This window comes from Streptomyces sp. NPDC048516 (assembly GCF_043199875.1).
Lineage (GTDB): Bacteria > Actinomycetota > Actinomycetes > Streptomycetales > Streptomycetaceae > Streptomyces.
Genome location: NZ_JBICWS010000013.1, coordinates 78,869 through 96,175 on the forward strand (window position 1 = coordinate 78,869; position 17,307 = coordinate 96,175).

Genomic DNA, 17,307 nt, shown 5'->3' on the forward strand with positions numbered 1-17,307 from the left:
GCCGCGCCGCCCGTACGCACCTGCAGGCCTCGCACGCACAGCACAGCACGCACCGACAAGAACAGGTGAGCCTTCTCCATGACCACATCGGTGGATCCGACGTCCGGCCCGCAGTCCCCGGTCGAGCAGAGCCGGTCCAGCCTGGACACCGCGGCCGCCCGCAAGCTGGCGACCACGACCAAGACCGTGCCGCAGATGCAGGGGATCTCCTCCCGCTGGCTGCTGCGCATCCTGCCCTGGACGCAGGTCTCCGGCGGTACGTACCGCGTCAACCGCCGCCTGACCCACACCCTCGGCGACGGCCGGGTGGAGTTCACCTCGACCGGCTCCGAAGTCCGGGTGATCCCGGCGGAGTTGCGGGAGCTGGCGCCGCTGCGCGGGTACACCGACGCCGCGACATTGCGGACGCTGGCGGACCGCTTCGTCCAGCGGGAGTTCGCCCCCGGCGAGGTGCTGGTCCGGAGCGGCGCGCCCACGGACCGGGTCATCCTGATCGCCCACGGCAAGCTCGACCGTATCGGCGCCGGCAAGTACGGCGACGAGACGGTCCTGGGGGTGCTGGCCGACGGTGACGCCCTCGGCGCCGCGGCGCTGCTGACACCGGACGCGGAGTGGGAGCACTCCGTGCGGGCGGTGACCCGGGTGACCGCGCTGACCCTCTACCGCAGCGACCTCGAAGAGGTGCTGGGCCGGTCGGAGTCGCTGCGCAGCCACCTGGAGGAGTTCCGCGAGGCGCTGGTCCCCGCGCAGAACAAGCACGGTGAGGCGGCCATCGAGCTGACCGCGGGCCATGTCGGCGAACCGGCCCTGCCGGGCACCTTCGTCGACTACGACCTGGCGCCGCGGGAGTACGAACTCAGCGTGGCCCAGACCGTGCTGAAGGTGCACTCGCGGGTGGCCGATCTCTACAACGACCCGATGAACCAGCTGGACCAGCAGCTGCGGCTGACCGTGGAGGCGCTGCGCGAGCGCCAGGAGCACGAGATGATCAACAATCCCGAGTTCGGGCTGCTGCACAACGCCGACCTCAAGCAGCGCATCCACACCCGCAGCGGCCCGCCGGCCCCCGACGACCTGGACGAGCTGATCTCCCGGCGCCGTAAGACGCAGTTCCTGCTGGCGCATCCGCGCACCATCGCGGCGATCGGCCGGGAGTGGAACGCCCGGGGGATCTACCCCACCACCGCGGAGTGCGAGGGCACGGCGGTGCGTGCCTGGCGGGGCATCCCGCTGCTGCCCTGCAACAAGATCCCCATCACCCCGGACCAGACCAGCTCGATCCTGGCGCTGCGGGTGGGCGAGGAGAACCAGGGCGTGGTGGGGCTGCACCAGACCGGCATCCCGGACGAGTACCGGCCCGGGCTGTCGGTGCGCTTCATGGGGATCAATGACCAGGCCGTCATCAATTACCTGGTCAGCGCCTACTACTCGGCGGCCGTGCTGGTGCCGGACGCGCTGGGAATCCTGGAGGACGTAGAGATCGGTCACTGACCGGCGGGGGACCTCGGTCCGGGTGCCACGCCCGCGTTCGGCCGTCAGGGCCGGGGGCGCGGCACCCGGGTGACGTCCGATCAGGTATCTCCGCTCTCCTGACCTGCGCCGTTCCTGCCTTTGGTCGAGCCATTGGCGAAGCGGCCATTCCCTTGGCAGGGCGTGCCCTGTTGCGCATCATGAACGCACCGCAGTGTGTGACATGTACGCGACCACGCCCCCCATGGTCCCTGTCAGGAGTTCATATGGAGCCCGACCGCCGCTGCCCGGACCGCCGTCGCCTGCTCACCGGTGCGGCCGCGCTCGCCGCGTCCGCCGCACTCGTTCCTCTCACCGCGTCCGGGGCCGGGGCCGCCGCGCACCGGCAGGCTCCGGGCGGCGGCGCCTACCCCCCGCACCAGTGGGTTCCGGCCAGCTCGTCCAACTACACCGCCGCCGACCGCCCGACGCAGTATCCGGTCGAGAAGGTCGTGGTGCATGTGACCCAGGAGACCTACAAGGACACCCTCAAGCTGTTCCGGGACCCCCGGCACAAGGCGGCCGCGCACTATCTCGTGCGGTCCGCCGACGGCAAGCTCGCGCAGTGCGTCAGGGAGCGGGACGTCGCCTGGCACGCCGGGAACTGGGACTACAACACCCGCAGCATCGGCATCGAGCACGAGGGCTGGATCGACGACCCGACGTGGTTCACCGACCCGCTCTACGAGCAGTCCGCCAAACTCACCGCCGCCATCTGCGACCGCTACCGGATCCCCAAGGACCGCGAGCACATCATCGGCCATGTCGAGGTGCCGGGCACCGACCACACCGACCCCGGTGAGTTCTGGGACTGGGCGCGCTATCTGATGCTGGTCCACGAGGCCTCCTGGCGGGGTGTCGGATGACGCGGGCGCCCCGCGGCACGCCCGGCGGCACGCCCAGCGGCACGCCCAGCGGGACGGGTGTCCGGGTCGGCGCGATCCGGCCCCCGGCGGAGACGGCGACACGACGGCCGTGGTGCGGGTCTACGGATTGATGACATCTCCGGGTCATAGTGAACGTCTCCGGCACCTGGGACAGTTGGCACGACGTCAGGGGGGATCGTGAAGCGGCGATTCGGTCGAGTGCACGCGGCGCTGACGGTGCTGGTGACGTGGGGGGTGCTGGCCGGCGGAGGGATGGCGGGCGGGGCACGGGCCACCGCCGCGGACAGCGCTCTGCGCCGCTCTTCCACCCGGCTGGTGGCACCCGGTGTGGCCTACGGCGAATTCCGGATGACGGTGCCCCGCGGCCTCGTGCACGGGCATCTGCTGACGGTCGATCTGGCCGATCCGCGGGTGTCGGTCGATCTGCTGTACCCGGGGGCGGTCGGCGCGCGGTCGCCGGTGTCCGTGCTGGCGGCCGAGCGCGGCGCGGTGGGGGCCGTCAACGGCGACTTCTTCAACATCACCGAAACCCAGCATCCGGGCGTGCAGGCGACCGGCGCCTCGGTCGGCCCGGCGGTGGCCTCGGGGCGGCAGCTCAAGGGCGCGGTGCCCGATGGTCAGCGGTTCGGTCCCGCCATGCCGCCGGGCGCGACCACCGAGGACGTCATCGGCGTCGGCTACGACCACCGGGCCCGGCTGGACCGGCTCACGCTGCGCGGCACGGTGCTGACCGCCGAGGGGACGCTGCCGCTGCGCGGTCTGAACCAGTACGCCCTCCCCGTCGGCGGCATCGGCGCCTACACCCCGCGGTGGGGCACGGTGTCCCGGATGCGCGCCACCTGCGGCACGGACACCGACCGGGCGGCACCGTGCAGCAGGGACACCACGGAGGTGACCGTCCGGCACGGCCGGGTGACGGCGGTGGAGGACGTCCCGGGCAGCGGTGGGGTGCCCGGGGGCAGTGTGGTGCTGGTGGGCCGGGAGGAGGGGGCGCGACGGCTGCGTGCCCTGGAGCCCGGTGAACCGGTACATCTCGTCTCCCGCCTCGTCGGCCGGGGGCCCTCCCCCCTGCGGTTCGCGGTGGGCGGCTTCCCGATCGTGCGGGACGACGAGCCGGTGGCCGGTCTGGACGGCGTCGCGGTGGCGGTGCGTACGTCCGCGGGGACCGGGGACCGCGGGCGGCTGCTGTATCTCATGGCGCTGGACGGGGCACCCGGCCAGACCGGGCTGACGGTGCGCGAACTGGCGGACCTGATGGTGGAGTTGGGCGCGCGGGACGCGATGGACCTGGACGGCGGCGGGTCATCGACGCTGGTCACCGGCGACAGGTACGGGGCCACGGTCCGCAACCATCCGTCGGGCGGGGCGGAGCGGCCGGTGCCCAACGCGATCGGGGTGTTCTCCGCCGGGTGAGCGCCGGGGCAGCCGCCCGCGGCACCCGGCCGCAGGCCGCCACCGTCACGGTCGCACGCTGCTCACCACATCCGCGGCGCCGGAGAGTCCCTGGTGGATGTCCGGCGCGAGGCTGCTGTTCGCCAGGTAGAAGCCGAGCAGCGCGCACACCAGAGCGTGCGAGATCTTGAGCTTGCCACTGCGCAGGAAGATCACGGTCAGGACGACCAGCAGCAGGACGACCGAGATGGAAATGGCCATGGGACGCACACCTCCTCAACCGCCGCCCGAACGGGCAGCAAGGGGTGGCCAGTTTGGCGTATTTCGGGGTATGTCAGGTTCTCCTCCGGGTGCTCCGATCAGGTGATCACTGCGGGTCACCGCGGGACACCGGGCGGACGCCGGCGGGGCGCCGCGGGCAGATGCCAGAGGCGGGGCAGGGGCGGCCGGCGACCGGCCCGTGCGGAATCAATCGCCTATATCACCGCAAGCTCCCGGCGCCGGTCCGCCACCCCGCACCGCCACGGCCGGTCCACCACTGTGCCGTGGATCACATCACTCCCTGCAACGAGGTATGGCGATTCCTCGTCTTAGCGGCCGACAGTGCCGCCCCTCCCCCCACGCCCCCACGCCCCCCACGCCACCCCCTCCCCACCGCAGACGGAAGCACCCGACATGAGCCAGCCCCCCTACCGCCGCCGACGGCCCTCCCGGCCGCGGCGCGTCGCACTCGCGCTGCTCCCGGTGATCGCCACCGGCACGCTCACCGGGTGCGGGGGCAGCGCGGAGGCGTCCCCGCAGGGCGATCCGGTGCAGGTGGCGCTGGGCGCGGCGGACGGGGCCAGGACCGTGCAGGCCGGCGACCGCCTGCAGGTAACGGCGGAGGGCGGCGTCCTGACCGAGGTGTCCGTCACCGAACCCAGCGGACGGCAGCTGCCCGGCGGACTCGGCCACGGCGGGGCGAGCTGGACGTCCAGGGCGAAGACCGCACCGGGCACCAAGTACTCCGTCGTCGCCAGGACCAGGAACGCACAGGGCGGTGTCGGTGCGGTCAAGGAGTCGCTGACCACCGCGACCGCGGCCAGGCACAACACCCTGATGCTCGATCCCCGCTCGCCGGACGCGGCGGCCGGCGCCGTCCGGCCCCTTACGGTCCTCTTCAACTTCCCGGTGGCCGACAGGTCCGCGGTCGAGCGACGGCTCAGCGTCACCGCCGACGGCCGGATGACCGGGTCGTGGGAGTGGGGACAGGACCGCGACGGCGGCGACCGGGTGGACTGGCGGCCCGCGCGGCCCTGGAAACGGGGCACCGAGGTCACGCTGCGGGCGGCTCTCGACGGCGTGGACTCCGGCGGCGGCCGCTACTTCGTCCGCGACTATGACCTGAAGTTCACCATCGGCCGGAGTTGCACCGACTCGGACCTGGAGCCGGTTTGTGGCAAGGTCCACAGGAGTGGCCCCATAGAGGCCACCGCACCCTCCGTACGAGGGGAAGACAACAGGGCCATCGGGATCGGAGACTGGAATGACGGCTGATCCCCGTGGCAGAGTACCCGCGCCGCGCGGCGCGCAGCTGAACCCTTTCCAAGCCTAACGTGACGGAATGAGCACCGTGCAGGACCAGGATCAACTCACGGGGTGGCAGCGCTTCCGGCGCCGCGTCCCCAATGGCTTCGCCATCATCTTCAGCGTGTTGGGGCTCTTCTGTGCCCTGATGGCGCTGATCGGGCCCCTCCGGCGCGGATTCCACCCGGTGATCTACTGGCTGAACACGCTCACCATCCCGGTGGTGCCGAACTTCGCCTATGCGGTGTTCCTCTTCCTCCTGGCCGCGGCGATGACCGCTCGCAAGCAGGTGGCGCTGTGGTTCGTGGTGACCTACATGGTGTTGGTCGCCCTGGCCGACGCGCTGTTCCTGGCCGGGGGGTACTGGGAGTACGCGTTCTCCCTGGTGCTGTGCGCCGGGGCGCTGGTGCTGCTGCTCGTGGCGCACCGCGAGTTCTATGCGATCACCCGGCGCGGTGCGTTCCTGCGCGCGATCCTGGTGCTGGTCGGCGGGCTCGCCGGGGCGGTGCTGATCGGCTGGGGCCTGGTCTCGCTGGTTCCCGGCACGCTGGAGGCCGGCGCCGGCAACCGGCTGCTGTGGGCCGCCAACCGCGTCTGCGGCGGACTCGTCGGCGGTCGGCTGATCGAGGGCCATCCGCCGCACTGGACCAGCGCCGTGCTCGGCCTGCTCGGGGCGCTGGCGCTGCTGAACGCCGCGGCCACCCTGTTCCGTTCGCAGCGCATGGAAGCCGCGCTGCACGGCGACGAAGAGGCCCGCATCCGGGCGCTGCTGGACCGCTACGGCAGCCAGGACTCGCTCGGCTACTTCGCCTCCCGCCGCGACAAGGCCGTGGTCTTCTCCCGCAGCGGCAAGGCCGCCGTCACCTACCGCGTCGAGGCCGGCGTCTGTCTGGCCAGTGGCGACCCGGTCGGTGACCGGGAGGCATGGACCCAGGCCATCGAGGCCTGGCTGGAGGTCGCCGGACGGTACGGCTGGCAGCCCGCCGTCATGGGGGCCAGCGAGAGCGGCGCCAAGGCGTTCGCCCGCAGCGGCCTCGGGGCGCTGCAGCTCGGCGACGAGGCGATCTTGCACGTGAAGGACTTCGACCTCGACGGCCGGGAGATGCGGGTGACCCGCCAGGCCGTCAACCGCGTCGAGCGCACCGGCGCGACCTTCCGCGTACGGCGCCACTCCGCTCTGAGCGACGAAGAGATGCAGGAGGTCATCCGCCGGGCGGATGCCTGGCGGGACACCGAGACCGAGCGCGGCTTCTCGATGGCGCTGGACCGGCTGGGCGACCCGGAGGACGGGGACTGCCTGCTGGCCGAGGCGTTCGACGGCGACGGCAACATGATCGCGCTGCTGTCCTTCGTGCCATGGGGCAAGGACGGCATCTCGCTGGACGTCATGCGCCGTGACCGCACCGCGCCCAACGGCGTCATGGAGTTCATGGTGGCCCGGTTGTGCGCCCAGGCCGGTGCCATGGGCGTGCGCCGGATCTCGCTGAACTTCGCGGTGTTCCGGTCCGCCTTCGAGGAAGGCGCCCGGATCGGTGCCGGGCCGGTGCTGAAGTTCTGGCGCCGCCTGCTGCTGTTCTTCTCCAAGTGGTGGCAGCTGGAAGCCCTCTACCGTTCCAACGCGAAGTACAACCCGGAGTGGTACCCGAGGTTCCTGTGCTACGCGGACGCCGGTGCGCTGGCCCGGATCGGTCTGGCCTCCGGTATCGCCGAGGGCTTCGTGGCCGTGCCGAGCCTGGGCAAGCTGTGGGGCAAGGGCCACCAGAAGCGGGTGCTGGCCCCGGCGAGCACCGCGGGTCTGCCGTCGCTGGACGAGCTCGGCCTGGTGCAGACCGGACCGGCCACCGAGGAGGAGCTGCACGAGCGGGAACTGGCCGCGCTGCCCGAGCAGGTGCGGGTGCGCCACCGGAAGCTGGAGCGGCTGCGGGAGTCCGGCACCGACCCGTACCCGGTGGGCGTGGAGCGTACGCACACCCTGGGCGAGGTCCGCGACGAGTACCCGGACCTGACGCCCGGCGCGCGGACCGGCAAGACCGTCAGCATCGCCGGGCGGGTGCTGCTCACCCGCGACCACGGCGGCGTGCTCTTCGCGGTGCTGCGGGACTGGTCGGGCGATCTGCAGATCGCGCTGACGCGGGAGGGCAGCGGCAAGGAGCTGCTGGAACGCTTCGGTGCGGACATCGACCTCGGTGACCATGTCGAGGCCGAGGGCGAGGTCGCCACCAGCGACCGCGGTGAGCTGACGGTGTTCGTGACCCGGTGGCGGCTGACGGCCAAGTGCCTGCGGCCGCTGCCGGACAAGCGGCGCGGGCTGACCGACCCGGAGGCCAAGGTCCGCCAGCGGTATGTGGACCTGGTCGTCTCGCCGGATTCGCGGGACAACGTACGGGCGCGCAGCACGGCCGTACAGGCACTGCGCCAGGGTCTGATCGAGCGCGGCTACCTCGAGGTCGAGACGCCGATGCTGCAGCAGATCCACGGCGGCGCCAACGCCCGTCCCTTCCAGACCCATATCAACGCCTACGACCTCGATCTGTATCTGCGGATCGCGCCGGAGCTGTATCTCAAGCGGCTGTGCGTGGGCGGTATGGAGAAGGTCTTCGAGATGGGGCGGACCTTCCGCAACGAGGGCATCTCCTACAAGCACAACCCCGAGTTCACGATGCTGGAGGCGTACCAGGCGTTCGCCGACTACGACGTGATGCTCGACCTGACCCGGGAGCTGATCCAGGGCGCGGCGGTCGCCGCGTTCGGCAGCGCCACCGCCCGTAAGGCGGACGAGAAGGGCCGGCTGGTCGAGCACGACATCTCGGGGATCTGGCCGGTGAAGACCGTATACGGCGCGATCTCCGAAGCGCTCGGCGAGGAGGTCGACGCGGACACCGCACCGGAGGCGCTGCGCCGGCTGTGCGCTGCCTCGTCGGTGCCGGTGAAGCCGGAGATGGGCCGGGGCGACATCGTGCTGGAGATGTACGAGCGGCTGGTGGAGGAGCGGACCGAGCTTCCCACGTTCTACAAGGACTTCCCCACCGATGTCTCGCCGCTGACCCGTCAGCACCGGCGGGACCCGCGGCTCGCCGAGCGCTGGGACCTGGTCGCGTTCGGCACCGAGCTGGGCACCGCCTACTCGGAGCTGACCGACCCGGTGGAGCAGCGGCGGCGGCTCACCGCCCAGTCGCTGCTGGCGGCCGGCGGTGACCCGGAGGCGATGGAGCTGGACGAGGACTTCCTGCAGGCCCTGGAGTACGCGATGCCGCCGACGGGTGGTCTGGGCATCGGCGTGGACCGGCTGGTCATGTTCCTCACGGGGCTGTCGATCCGCGAGACGCTGCCGTTCCCGCTGGTGCGGCGCCGCTGACGGCAGCGCGGGCCCGCTCCCTGCGGGCATGACGGCGAAGGCCGCCCCCACCGCACGGTGGGGGTGGCCTTCGCCGTTCGCGCGCGCCTGCCACGTCCGGGCCCCCGATTCCGGCGGGGCCGAAGGGGCTTGCCCGCCCGCGGGTCAGCCCGCCTCGGGGGCTGGGCACCCGGCCGGGGTCGCCGCCGCCTGCTGGGAGTACTTCCACTCCGGGTCGAGCAGTTCGGTCTTGAGCTGCTTCGCCGCGGCCGGGCTCTCGACGATGTAGCCGAAGTCCTGCAGCCAGGCCGGGTAGAGGTTCTTGGAACCGATGTAGAACGCCGAGTCGTCCACCGACACCAGCTTGTGGTGCAGCGCGTACGGCTTGCCGTCGGCCCACTTCGCGGCATCGGAGCTGCGGAACGAGGCGAGCTGCAGGTTGCCGCACAGCGCCCGCGACGCCTTCTCGTTGTCGCCGGTGAGCGCCACCAGACGCTTGCGGAGGGTGTCGCTGATCTCGTCCAGGGACTTGATCTGGGAGTAGCCCCCGCTGCCGACGGCTCCGCGGTTGGCGGGATCGCTGACGACGATGCGGACCTTCACCCCGGCGGCCAGCTTGCCCGCGAGGGTGTCGTAGGTCCGGATGTCGTAGCGCGGCAGCGGCGGACAGGTGCCGTTGAGGTCCTGCTGCGAGATCTCGACGTGGCTGCGCGCGCTCGCGAGGAGCGAACGCAGGGCGTTCTCCTCGGGGTTGACGGTGTCGTAGTCGCGGTCGCCGTTGGTGTGGTCGTGCAGCCCCACGGTGCACTTGGTGTCCGGGGCCGTGGGCAGGTCCGGGTGGTATCCCGAGGAGGGGTCGGATTCCTTGATGCCCACGCCGAGACCGCCGACCGCGATGACGGGGACGTCACCGGTGGGCTCGGCGGGGACGGAGCCCGCCTCCTCCTTCTCCATCGACGGCATGCAGGAAGAACCGTTCGACGTGGCGAGCCACACCTTGGCCGGGTCGGACGCATTGCTGCAGGTCCAGTCCCACAGCGTGTCGAGGTACTTGCCCGCCGAGCGGGCGGCCGGCCCGCTGAGCGCCATGTCCACGTCCGACACCGGGTGGGCGGTGTCGAGGTAGTCGTCCTTCCAGCCGTTGATCCCGCCCGTGATGGCCGTCTTCCCGTCGACCACAAGGAGCTTGGAGTGATTCCAGGAGAGCGACGTCTTGGACGTGGTCATCGAGGCGACGTTGAGCGTGACCTTGCCGGCCGCCGCGCCGAGCTTGTCGATCAGGTCGTCCCGGTAGCGGGACGGCACCACATTGAGGTGGTAGATCGGGGCGGCGCCGACCAGGATGCGCACCCGCGGGGAGTGTCCCGCCTTGACGGACGCCTTGAGGCCGGCGACGACGGCTTCCTCGAACCCGCCGTTGGGGAAGGGGGCCAGCGAGGAGATGTCCACCGTGCGCCGGGCGCCGGCGATGTTGCGGGTCATCTTGTCGAGCAGTTGCCGGGTGCCCGCGCGCTCCTTGCAGCCGGCGTCGCCCCAGCAGCCGGGCGTCTGCAGCAGCCAGCCGGAGGGGTTGTCCGCCGGGGCGTCCAGGCGGTTGCCGTTGGTGCGCTCCCAGACCGAGCCTTCGAGGCCGGGGGAGGTTTCGCGGAGCGACCGCTCGATGGAGTCGAGATGAGGGGTGGACGGTGTGTCCGCGGCGTATGCCGCCGAGGTCGGCAATGTCGCGCATACCGTCGTCAGGGCGACGGACACCGGTATGAGCCGGTGGAGCCGGTGGGGAGCCAAGAGCTTGCCTTCTTTGGATGATGAGGCGAGCCGGGCGCTGATCACATGGCACCGACCGCACGCCCGGCTGCGGTTGCCCTCAGAAGGTATCGGGCTCCCTCCTGTGCGTTTCGCGCAGGAGACGATCTCCGCTACAACTGCGGCTCCCCTGTGGCGGCGTCCGCGGCCCCCCTGTCGCGGACGCCGCTTTCCGTGGATGTTGCTGTCGCGGAGGCAGCTGTCGCGGATGCCGTCGGAAGACGCGAAGGTGCGGATGCTCAGAACCAGTTGACGGTGAGCGGGAAGGCGGTGGTGGCCGTGGCGCCGCGGGAGTCGGTGACGGTGGCGGTGATCTGGAAGGTACCGGTCTGCCAGGGTCTGCCGCCGATCCGGCCGCCGGAGGCGTCGGCGCCCAGGCCCAGCGGCAGGCCGGTGGCGTGGTAGGTGAGCGGGGGCGTGCCGCCGGTGGCGGCCAGCTGGACGGTGCAGTCCTGGAGGAAGCGGCAGGTCCGCGGGCCGGGGGCGGTGAGCTTCAGGTCACCGCCGGGCGGCTCGGTGCCGCCGGTGTCGAACACGCCGGTGACGGGGGTGGCGGTGGCGGCATTGCCCGCGTGCCCCGTGCCGTACATGTCCTCGACCGTCCGCAGCAGGCTGTAGTGGTTGTAGGCGCCGCTGAGGCTGCCCGGTGCGACATGGGCTCCGTGGAACACGGTCGCGATCCGGTTGGAGCCGAGGTAGTTGTCCTCGTCCCAGGTGACCATCAGCAGGCTGTTGTGCTCCTTGGCCCACCGGGCGTAGGAGGCGAGGTTGTTGCTGAGCCAGGTGTCTCCGCTGCCGACGCCGCAGTCGTGCATGTCGTTGCACATGTCCGGGATGACGAAGGAGACGGTCGGCAGCCGGGTGAAGTCGTCCTGGGGGAACTGGGCGAAGGTCTTTCCGGTGCTCACGGGCACGTTCTTGAAGGCGAACCAGGGGTTGTGCTTCTGGGCGTAGCGGCCGTCGGAACAGGTGGTGGAGCCCTCGTCCGGCAGGCCCTCGTTGTAGCTCGCGAAGGTCTTGCCGGCGGCGAGCAGTTCCTGGCCGAGGTTGGGCGCGGTCATCGACTGCGCGGTGTAACAGCCGTCGCCGGTGATCCCTTGGGTGGCGCCGGAGAAGAGGTTGAAGTAGTTCGGCTGGCTGGGGTGGGTCAGCGCTTGCATACCGGTCAGGTCGGCGCCCTCCCGGGCGAGTTGGTTGAGGTAGGGCGCGGCGGCGTTGCCGATGATCTCGCCGTACTGCTTGTTCTCGAAGACGACGATCACGACGTGGTCGTAGTTCGGCAGGGCGGCCCGGGTGCCGGTGCCGCTCGCGTGGGCCGCCGTACCTTCCGGGGTGGTGCGGGCGTCGGCGGTGGTGGCGGCAAACGTCAGGCCGAGCGCGCCGAGCACCGCCACGAGCGCCCTGCGCAGATGGACGGCTGTTCGCTTCATCAGGTCTCCCTCCGTTCCGGACGTGCCGAGGCCGGGCCGGGGTGGTGTGCGTGGTGGTGGGCGGGGTCGGTGACGGGGGCGTGATCGTGCATCGTGAACTCAGGGGCGGGGGCGTGCTCGTGGTCGTGGTCGTGGCGGTGGTCGTCAGGCTTCGCGGCGGGCCGCGTCCACGACGTTGATCCGCAGGAGGCGGGGTACGGGCAGGTCGCAGCGGCGGAAGGCCTCGGCAGTGGCGGTACGGACCGCCGCGCGCCGGTCCGGGGGCACCAGCAGCAGCACGCTGCGGCCCGGGCGGGTGCCGGGCCACCAGGCGGAGCAGGCGCCGGCGCGCAGGGCCTCGCGTACCGCGGTGGCGAGTCCGGTGGCCTGGGAGGAGGCGGGAGGAGTGATAGCGGTTGGGGTGGCGGGGGTGGAAGTGGCGGGGGTGGAAGTGGCGGGGGTGGCGTCGCCGGTATCCGCGTCGCGGGCCGCGGTGGGACGGGCCGTCAGGAGGAGCAGGCAGGCATCCGTGGCGCCGTCAGGGGCGCACAGCGGCAGATGGGTGTGGCCGTCGGGCGCGAGGAGGTGGCCGGCCCGGGCGAAGAGCACGGCCCGGCGCAGCCCGTCATCGCCGGGCACGGCGGAGCCGAGGAGGCGCGCCAGTTGCGGGCGGGTCGGCGGGTCCCCGCCCCGGCCGGCGTGCACACCCGAGACGGCCAGGGCGACCGCACACTCCAGCGGTTCGGCGACGGGCAGCCCCACGGCCTCGGGCAGGGGGGCGTTCAGCTGCAGATCGGCGCCGCCCCGGCCGCAACCGGCGGCGGCGAGGCTGCGCAGCACGGCGTACGGGCGGGCGGCCCAGTCGGGGGCGCGGGCGGCGGGTCCGGTGAGGGGGAGTTCGGCGGTCTCCGCCGGGTGGTTGAGCGAAGCGCAGCGCAGCATCCCGTCGGCGCGCGGGGCGACGGCCACATCGACATAGTGCCCGGCCGCCCCGAACCAGTCGGTCCCCGCCGCCGGCCCGGTACCCGGCGGACCGGGCGGGACGGCGGACGCGGAGACCCGGAAGGCGTACGGAGCCCGCCACACCGCGTCGGGCGGGCGGCGATAGCCCATCGAGAAGCCATGGGAGAGCAGGCGCAGCAGCGGGTCCGCCGTGGTGCGGCGGGCCAGGTCCGCCGCGCTCACCCGAGCTCCTTGCGGGCGAGCAGCCGGTAGGCGTTGCCGCCGTCGGTGACCCGGGCCACCGCGGTGCGCACGCTGTCGAGGGCCAGCGCGGCGGCGAAGCAGGGCACCGCCATGGCCTGTACGGCGCTTCGGGCGGCACGGCGGGCCGGGGTCGCGGGAACGGTGGACCAGGGGGCGTCCGGGTCGGGGACGAGACTGTTCGTGGCGAGGGCGGTGGCGCCGAGGAAGTCGCCGTTGGGCTGGTGGGCCGCGCCGTGCTGCTCGACGAGAACGGTGAAACCCCGTGCGGCCAGGGCCTGTTTGAGGTTTCCTACGGGCATGAGGTGCTGGTGCTGGGGCTGGAACCAGGGCAGCCAGTAGCGGCCGAACAGCCGGCCCGCCCGGGACTCGGGATCGGGGAGTTCGATCAGCAGATGGCCGCCGGGAGCCAGGACCTTGACGGCGGCGTCGAGTTCGGCGCGCGGGTCCCGGGTGTGTTCGAGGTAGTGGTGCATGCTGACCGTGTCGTAGCGGCCCGCGAGCCGGTCGGCGAGGTCGGGGAACTGGCCCTGGTAGGCGGTGTCGATCCAGCCCCGGCGTGCGGCCTCGTGGACCCCTTCACCCATGTCCAGCCCGTCGAAGCGGGTGTCGGGCCATACGGCACGGGCGGCGTTGCAGAAGTGTGCGGCGGCGGTTCCGACGTCGAGCCAGGCCCGGGGGGTGGTGAAGGGCCGGAGCAGTTCGGCACGGTCGCGGTAGGTGCCGCTCATCCGGCCCAGGACCAGGGCGGTGCCGTCACCGCCGAGGCCTTCGTAGAAGTCGCGGTAGTAGAAGTCGAGTCCGTCCGGGGTGAGCCGCGGATTCTGGAAGATGTGGCCGCACTGACGGCACTCCTCCAGGGTGAACCGGCCGGGCTTGCCCTGCATCAGGTCGGGCGTGCGCACTCGCACCACGGGGTCGGGTGCCGAGCACCAGGGGCAGTCCGTGCGGCGCGGCTCGAAGAACCGGTCCGTGCCGCGGGCGAGTGCGCTGGTGTACGCGGCCCGGCGCGCCGCAACACCGGCGGCACCGGACTCTTCCGTGGCGCTGGACTCTTCGGCGGCGCCAGGTTCTTCAGCGGCGCCAGGTTCTTCGGCGGCCGGTGTGGCGAGGGTCCGCAGTGCGGTCGACAGGGCGCGCAGCGGACGCAGGGCGGTGGCGCGGGCCAGGCCCGCGGGGCGCGGCCCCCGGACCGGGCCCAGGACGGCGGCGGGCTGCAACCAGTACAGGGCGGTCGCCGCCATACCCCAACGCGGCGCGGAGACCAGGCACTTCACCAGCAGCGCGAGACCGGCGAGCTGGGCCGCGGACAGCAGGGCGGGCGGCAGACCACGGGCGCGCAGTTCCTCGGCGTGCCGCGCGGGGTCAGGGGGCGGGCCGGTCAGCCCGGGGGCGAGGGCCCAGCCGGTGGCGTCGGGAGCGTACTCCTTGAGGGTGCGGACGAGGCGGAGCAGATCGGCCACCGAACGCGGCGGGGTCCCGGCGTCGAGTCCGGCCCGCCGGTGGACGTCGTCGGCCACCAGCAGGGCATGGCCCGCGCCGTGTCCCGGGGCGCACCGGTCGGTGCGGTGGGCCGTGGGGTCGAGCAGCCGGAGCAGACCGAGGGCGCTCTCGGCGTCCAGGCGTGCCGGAATCAGGTCCACGACGCGCAGACCCTCGCGTACGGCATGGTCGGCCGCGGCACGCAGGGTCGCCGCGTCGGCCGTGACACCGGGCGCGGTGATCAGGTGCCAGCCGGGCAGCGGCGGCCGCGGGGCGCCCTGGGCCGGGGCGGGGTCGAGCACCGGCAGCGCGGCGAGCCTGCGGCGGGCGCGCACGGTGCCAGCCCCCAGGGCCGTCACGGCGGCGGCCGCCACCCATCGCGTGCGGGGTCCCGAACGGTGCGCTCGCGTCATCGGGCTCACGGTCCCTTCTCGTTCTCGGTCTCGGGCTCGGGCTCGGGCTCGGGCTTGGCCTCGTTCTCGGGCTTGGCCTCGGTCGCGGCCTTGGCCTCGGTCGCGGCCTTGGTGGGGGCGGTGCCTGGCCCGGGCGGGCGGGGGTGCCGGGCGACGGATGCGCCGGGGTACCGGCCGGTGGATGTGCCGGGGTCCGTGGCGCCGGACGTACCGGGGTGCGTGGCTCCCGGTGAACCAGCGGCCACGGCGCCGGCCCGCAGCTTCTCCAGACGGTCGGCCGCGGTGCGGGCGCCGCCCGCCGCGGCGAACGACGCCTGGATACGGCGGGCCGCACGGCGGTGCGCCGGATCGTCCAGGACGGCGGCCAGCGCCTGGTGCAGCTCCTCCGCACGGGCCCGCCCGAACCGCACCCGTACCCCCGCTCCGGCCCCGGTCACCTGACCGGCGACGATCGGCTGATCGTCGCGGACCGGCGCCACGACCAGCGGCAGCCCGTACGCAAGCGCCTCGCACACGGTGTTGTGGCCGCCGTGGCACAGCACCGCGTCGAGGTGCGGCAGCAGGGCGAGCTGGGGGACGTACTCCTGGTGCACCACATGGTGCGGGACGGTCCCGGCGAGGTCCGCGGGGGCGGCCAGGATCAGTTGCGCCCGGTCCGCGAGGGCGTCCGCGGCGCGCAGGACCGCGGGGTAGAAGCGGGCGCCCGCCTCGCGGTTGAGGGTGCCGAGGGAGACGAGCACCCGCGCGCGTCCCGGGTCCAGACGGTGCCACGGGAAGTCTCCGGGGGACGGCCGGGCGCCGAACGCGGGCCCGACGAAGGCGTAGTGGGGTGGATACCGCCGTTCTGCGGGACGGGACACCGCACCCGTTCGACCGGCGGCCGGTGCGTGCGAGCGGGCCTCGGCACCGGGCGGCCCGCCTGCCCCGTCCCCGGCCGGTCCGCCGTCCCCGAGGAGCGCAGGGGTGGAGAAGACCAGGACGAGGTGCGGGGAGAAGCGTGGGTCCCAGCCGCTGGGCGCGCCGCATTCGGCGAGCAGTGCGGCGATGCGCTGTGCCACCCACTCCCCCACCTTCGGGACCCCCTCGAAGGGCCGGGTGAACTCGGCCGTCGTGGTCGCCGAGGTCGCCCAGGGCAGACCGTGGCGCCGTGCCACCAGCGGTCCGGCCAGGGCCTGTTGGTCGGTCACCAGCACGTCGGGCGCAAAAGCTTCGACGGCGGCGTGCACGCCGGGCAGCATCGCGCGGGCCAGGGGCAGCAGGACGTCCGCCCACAGGAAGCGCAGGGCGGCGATACCCCGCAGAGCGCGCCACCGCCCGTGCAGGACGTCGATGCCGTCGCCCCCGCTCCGGTCTCCCGCCGGGTACAGGAGGGAGCCCGCGGGGAGCAGAGTCGTGAGGGCCGCGGCGGGTCCGGTCCAAGCGACCCGGTGGCCCCGCGCGGTGAGTTCGGCGGCGACGGCGATGGTGGGGTTGACGTGCCCGGCGAGCGGCGGGACGACGAACAGCACTCTCATCGGACCACCGCCCCGGCCCGGTCGCCGAGTCGTTCCAGCACGGCGGCGCAGAGCCCTTCGGTGGCTTCGTTGAGCACGGTGTGTCCCACGCCCGGAAGCACGCACAGCTCGCAGTCCGGCGCGCCGGCCGCGAGGTGCCGGGCTCCGGGGAGGAGTTCGGAGTGCTCTCCGTAGACGGCCAGGACCGGGCACCGCAGCCGGGCGAAGTCGTGGGAGGTGAAGGCGGCGCCCGCCGCGATGTCCTCGATCAGAGAGGTGCGGTTGAGCAGGGCGTCGGCACCGGCGGTCAGCCGGGCCTCCTTGCGCCGCCCGAGCGCGGCAAGCTGCTCGGGCAGGCGGCGGTGTTCGAGGCCGAGGGCCGCGACGGAGAGCGTGTCGGTCATGTCCTCCACCCAGTCGCCGGTCAGTTGGGCGTCGATCAGCACCACCGAGGCGACCAGCTCGGGCCGGACGAGCGCGGTGTGCAGGGCGAGCACTCCGCCGTAGCTGTTGCCGACCAGATGGACCGGGCGGCGGTCGAGGCCGAGGGAACCGAGCAGGGCGACGAGGTCGGCGACCGCGGTGTCCCGGTCGTAGCCGCCGGGCGGGCGGTCGCTGCGGCCGTGTCCGCGCTGGTCGTAGAGGAGCACCGGGTGACCGGCGCGGGATACGGGGCCCGCGAGGGTGCAGTAGAAGCTCGACAGGTTGTCCATCACGAGGCCGTGGAGGAAGACGACCGTGGGGCCGTCGCCGCGGCCCGGCAGCCGCTGGGTGTGCAGGCGCAGCCCGCCCGCGGGGGTCAGGGACATGGGTGCG

12 protein-coding genes are annotated in these 17,307 nt (G+C 72.8%); 5 read left to right on the forward strand and 7 right to left on the reverse strand.

Annotation, left to right across the window (positions count from 1 at the left end):
* Positions 1 to 78: 78 nt before the first annotated feature.
* The 3 genes from ACGFR7_RS24775 (at position 79) to ACGFR7_RS24785 (ending at position 3,809) form a co-directional block, all read left to right on the forward strand.
* A complete protein-coding gene (locus ACGFR7_RS24775) occupies positions 79 to 1,491 on the forward strand; it encodes a family 2B encapsulin nanocompartment shell protein (protein ID WP_393323186.1) in 1,413 nt (470 codons plus the stop codon).
* Positions 1,492 to 1,736: 245 nt separating this feature from the next.
* Positions 1,737 to 2,375: an N-acetylmuramoyl-L-alanine amidase gene (locus tag ACGFR7_RS24780; protein WP_393323189.1), complete on the forward strand. Its 639-nt coding sequence runs from the start codon at positions 1,737 to 1,739 to the stop codon at positions 2,373 to 2,375.
* Positions 2,376 to 2,594: 219 nt separating this feature from the next.
* Positions 2,595 to 3,809 (forward strand): phosphodiester glycosidase family protein, encoded by a 1,215-nt coding sequence (locus ACGFR7_RS24785; protein WP_393323533.1) that lies wholly within the window; start codon positions 2,595 to 2,597, stop codon positions 3,807 to 3,809.
* A 45-nt stretch (positions 3,810 to 3,854) separates the two neighbouring features.
* Here the strand turns inward: ACGFR7_RS24785 and ACGFR7_RS24790 are convergent, their stop codons facing one another.
* The gene (locus ACGFR7_RS24790) at positions 3,855 to 4,049 is read right to left on the reverse strand and encodes a hypothetical protein (protein WP_086718035.1); all 195 of its coding nucleotides are present in this window, start codon (positions 4,047 to 4,049) and stop codon (positions 3,855 to 3,857) included.
* Positions 4,050 to 4,463: 414 nt separating this feature from the next.
* Between ACGFR7_RS24790 and ACGFR7_RS24795 the strand changes: the two genes are divergently transcribed.
* Entirely contained in the window at positions 4,464 to 5,324 is an 861-nt protein-coding gene (locus ACGFR7_RS24795) for an Ig-like domain-containing protein (RefSeq protein ID WP_393323192.1), read from the forward strand.
* Positions 5,325 to 5,391: 67 nt separating this feature from the next.
* Positions 5,392 to 8,709 (forward strand): bifunctional lysylphosphatidylglycerol synthetase/lysine--tRNA ligase LysX, encoded by a 3,318-nt coding sequence (gene lysX, locus ACGFR7_RS24800; RefSeq protein ID WP_393323194.1) that lies wholly within the window; start codon positions 5,392 to 5,394, stop codon positions 8,707 to 8,709.
* A gap of 144 nt (positions 8,710 to 8,853) precedes the next feature.
* Here lysX and ACGFR7_RS24805 read toward each other — a convergent pair whose 3' ends face one another.
* From ACGFR7_RS24805 to ACGFR7_RS24830, 6 genes are all read right to left on the reverse strand, one after another.
* Entirely contained in the window at positions 8,854 to 10,473 is a 1,620-nt protein-coding gene (locus tag ACGFR7_RS24805; protein ID WP_393323196.1) for a phospholipase, read from the reverse strand.
* Positions 10,474 to 10,730: 257 nt separating this feature from the next.
* The gene (locus tag ACGFR7_RS24810) at positions 10,731 to 11,921 is read right to left on the reverse strand and encodes an alkaline phosphatase family protein (protein WP_393323199.1); all 1,191 of its coding nucleotides are present in this window, start codon (positions 11,919 to 11,921) and stop codon (positions 10,731 to 10,733) included.
* 144 nt (positions 11,922 to 12,065) lie between these two features.
* Positions 12,066 to 13,085, reverse strand: a complete 1,020-nt coding sequence (locus tag ACGFR7_RS24815; protein ID WP_393323202.1) for a galactokinase — start codon at positions 13,083 to 13,085, stop codon at positions 12,066 to 12,068.
* Entirely contained in the window at positions 13,082 to 14,998 is a 1,917-nt protein-coding gene (locus ACGFR7_RS24820) for a class I SAM-dependent methyltransferase (RefSeq protein WP_393323205.1), read from the reverse strand. The genes ACGFR7_RS24815 and ACGFR7_RS24820 overlap by 4 nt, the downstream gene beginning before the upstream one ends.
* Before the next feature lie 5 nt (positions 14,999 to 15,003).
* On the reverse strand, positions 15,004 to 16,512 hold the full coding sequence (locus ACGFR7_RS24825) for a glycosyltransferase (protein ID WP_393323207.1): 1,509 nt from the start codon (positions 16,510 to 16,512) through the stop codon (positions 15,004 to 15,006).
* Entirely contained in the window at positions 16,509 to 17,300 is a 792-nt protein-coding gene (locus ACGFR7_RS24830) for an alpha/beta fold hydrolase (protein WP_393323210.1), read from the reverse strand. The genes ACGFR7_RS24825 and ACGFR7_RS24830 overlap by 4 nt, the downstream gene beginning before the upstream one ends.
* Positions 17,301 to 17,307 lie beyond the last annotated feature (7 nt).

Bases quoted from the DNA above. Each gene is read 5' to 3' on its own strand.
- ACGFR7_RS24775 (WP_393323186.1), top strand. From the start codon at position 79: ATGACCACATCGGTGGATCCGACGTCCGGCCCGCAGTCCCCGGTCGAG.
- ACGFR7_RS24780 (WP_393323189.1), top strand. From the start codon at position 1,737: ATGGAGCCCGACCGCCGCTGCCCGGACCGCCGTCGCCTGCTCACCGGT.
- ACGFR7_RS24790 (WP_086718035.1), bottom strand. From the start codon at position 4,049: ATGGCCATTTCCATCTCGGTCGTCCTGCTGCTGGTCGTCCTGACCGTG.
- ACGFR7_RS24795 (WP_393323192.1), top strand. From the start codon at position 4,464: ATGAGCCAGCCCCCCTACCGCCGCCGACGGCCCTCCCGGCCGCGGCGC.
- lysX (WP_393323194.1), top strand. From the start codon at position 5,392: ATGAGCACCGTGCAGGACCAGGATCAACTCACGGGGTGGCAGCGCTTC.
- ACGFR7_RS24810 (WP_393323199.1), bottom strand. From the start codon at position 11,921: ATGAAGCGAACAGCCGTCCATCTGCGCAGGGCGCTCGTGGCGGTGCTC.
- ACGFR7_RS24820 (WP_393323205.1), bottom strand. From the start codon at position 14,998: ATGACGCGAGCGCACCGTTCGGGACCCCGCACGCGATGGGTGGCGGCC.
- ACGFR7_RS24825 (WP_393323207.1), bottom strand. From the start codon at position 16,512: ATGAGAGTGCTGTTCGTCGTCCCGCCGCTCGCCGGGCACGTCAACCCC.
- ACGFR7_RS24830 (WP_393323210.1), bottom strand. From the start codon at position 17,300: ATGTCCCTGACCCCCGCGGGCGGGCTGCGCCTGCACACCCAGCGGCTG.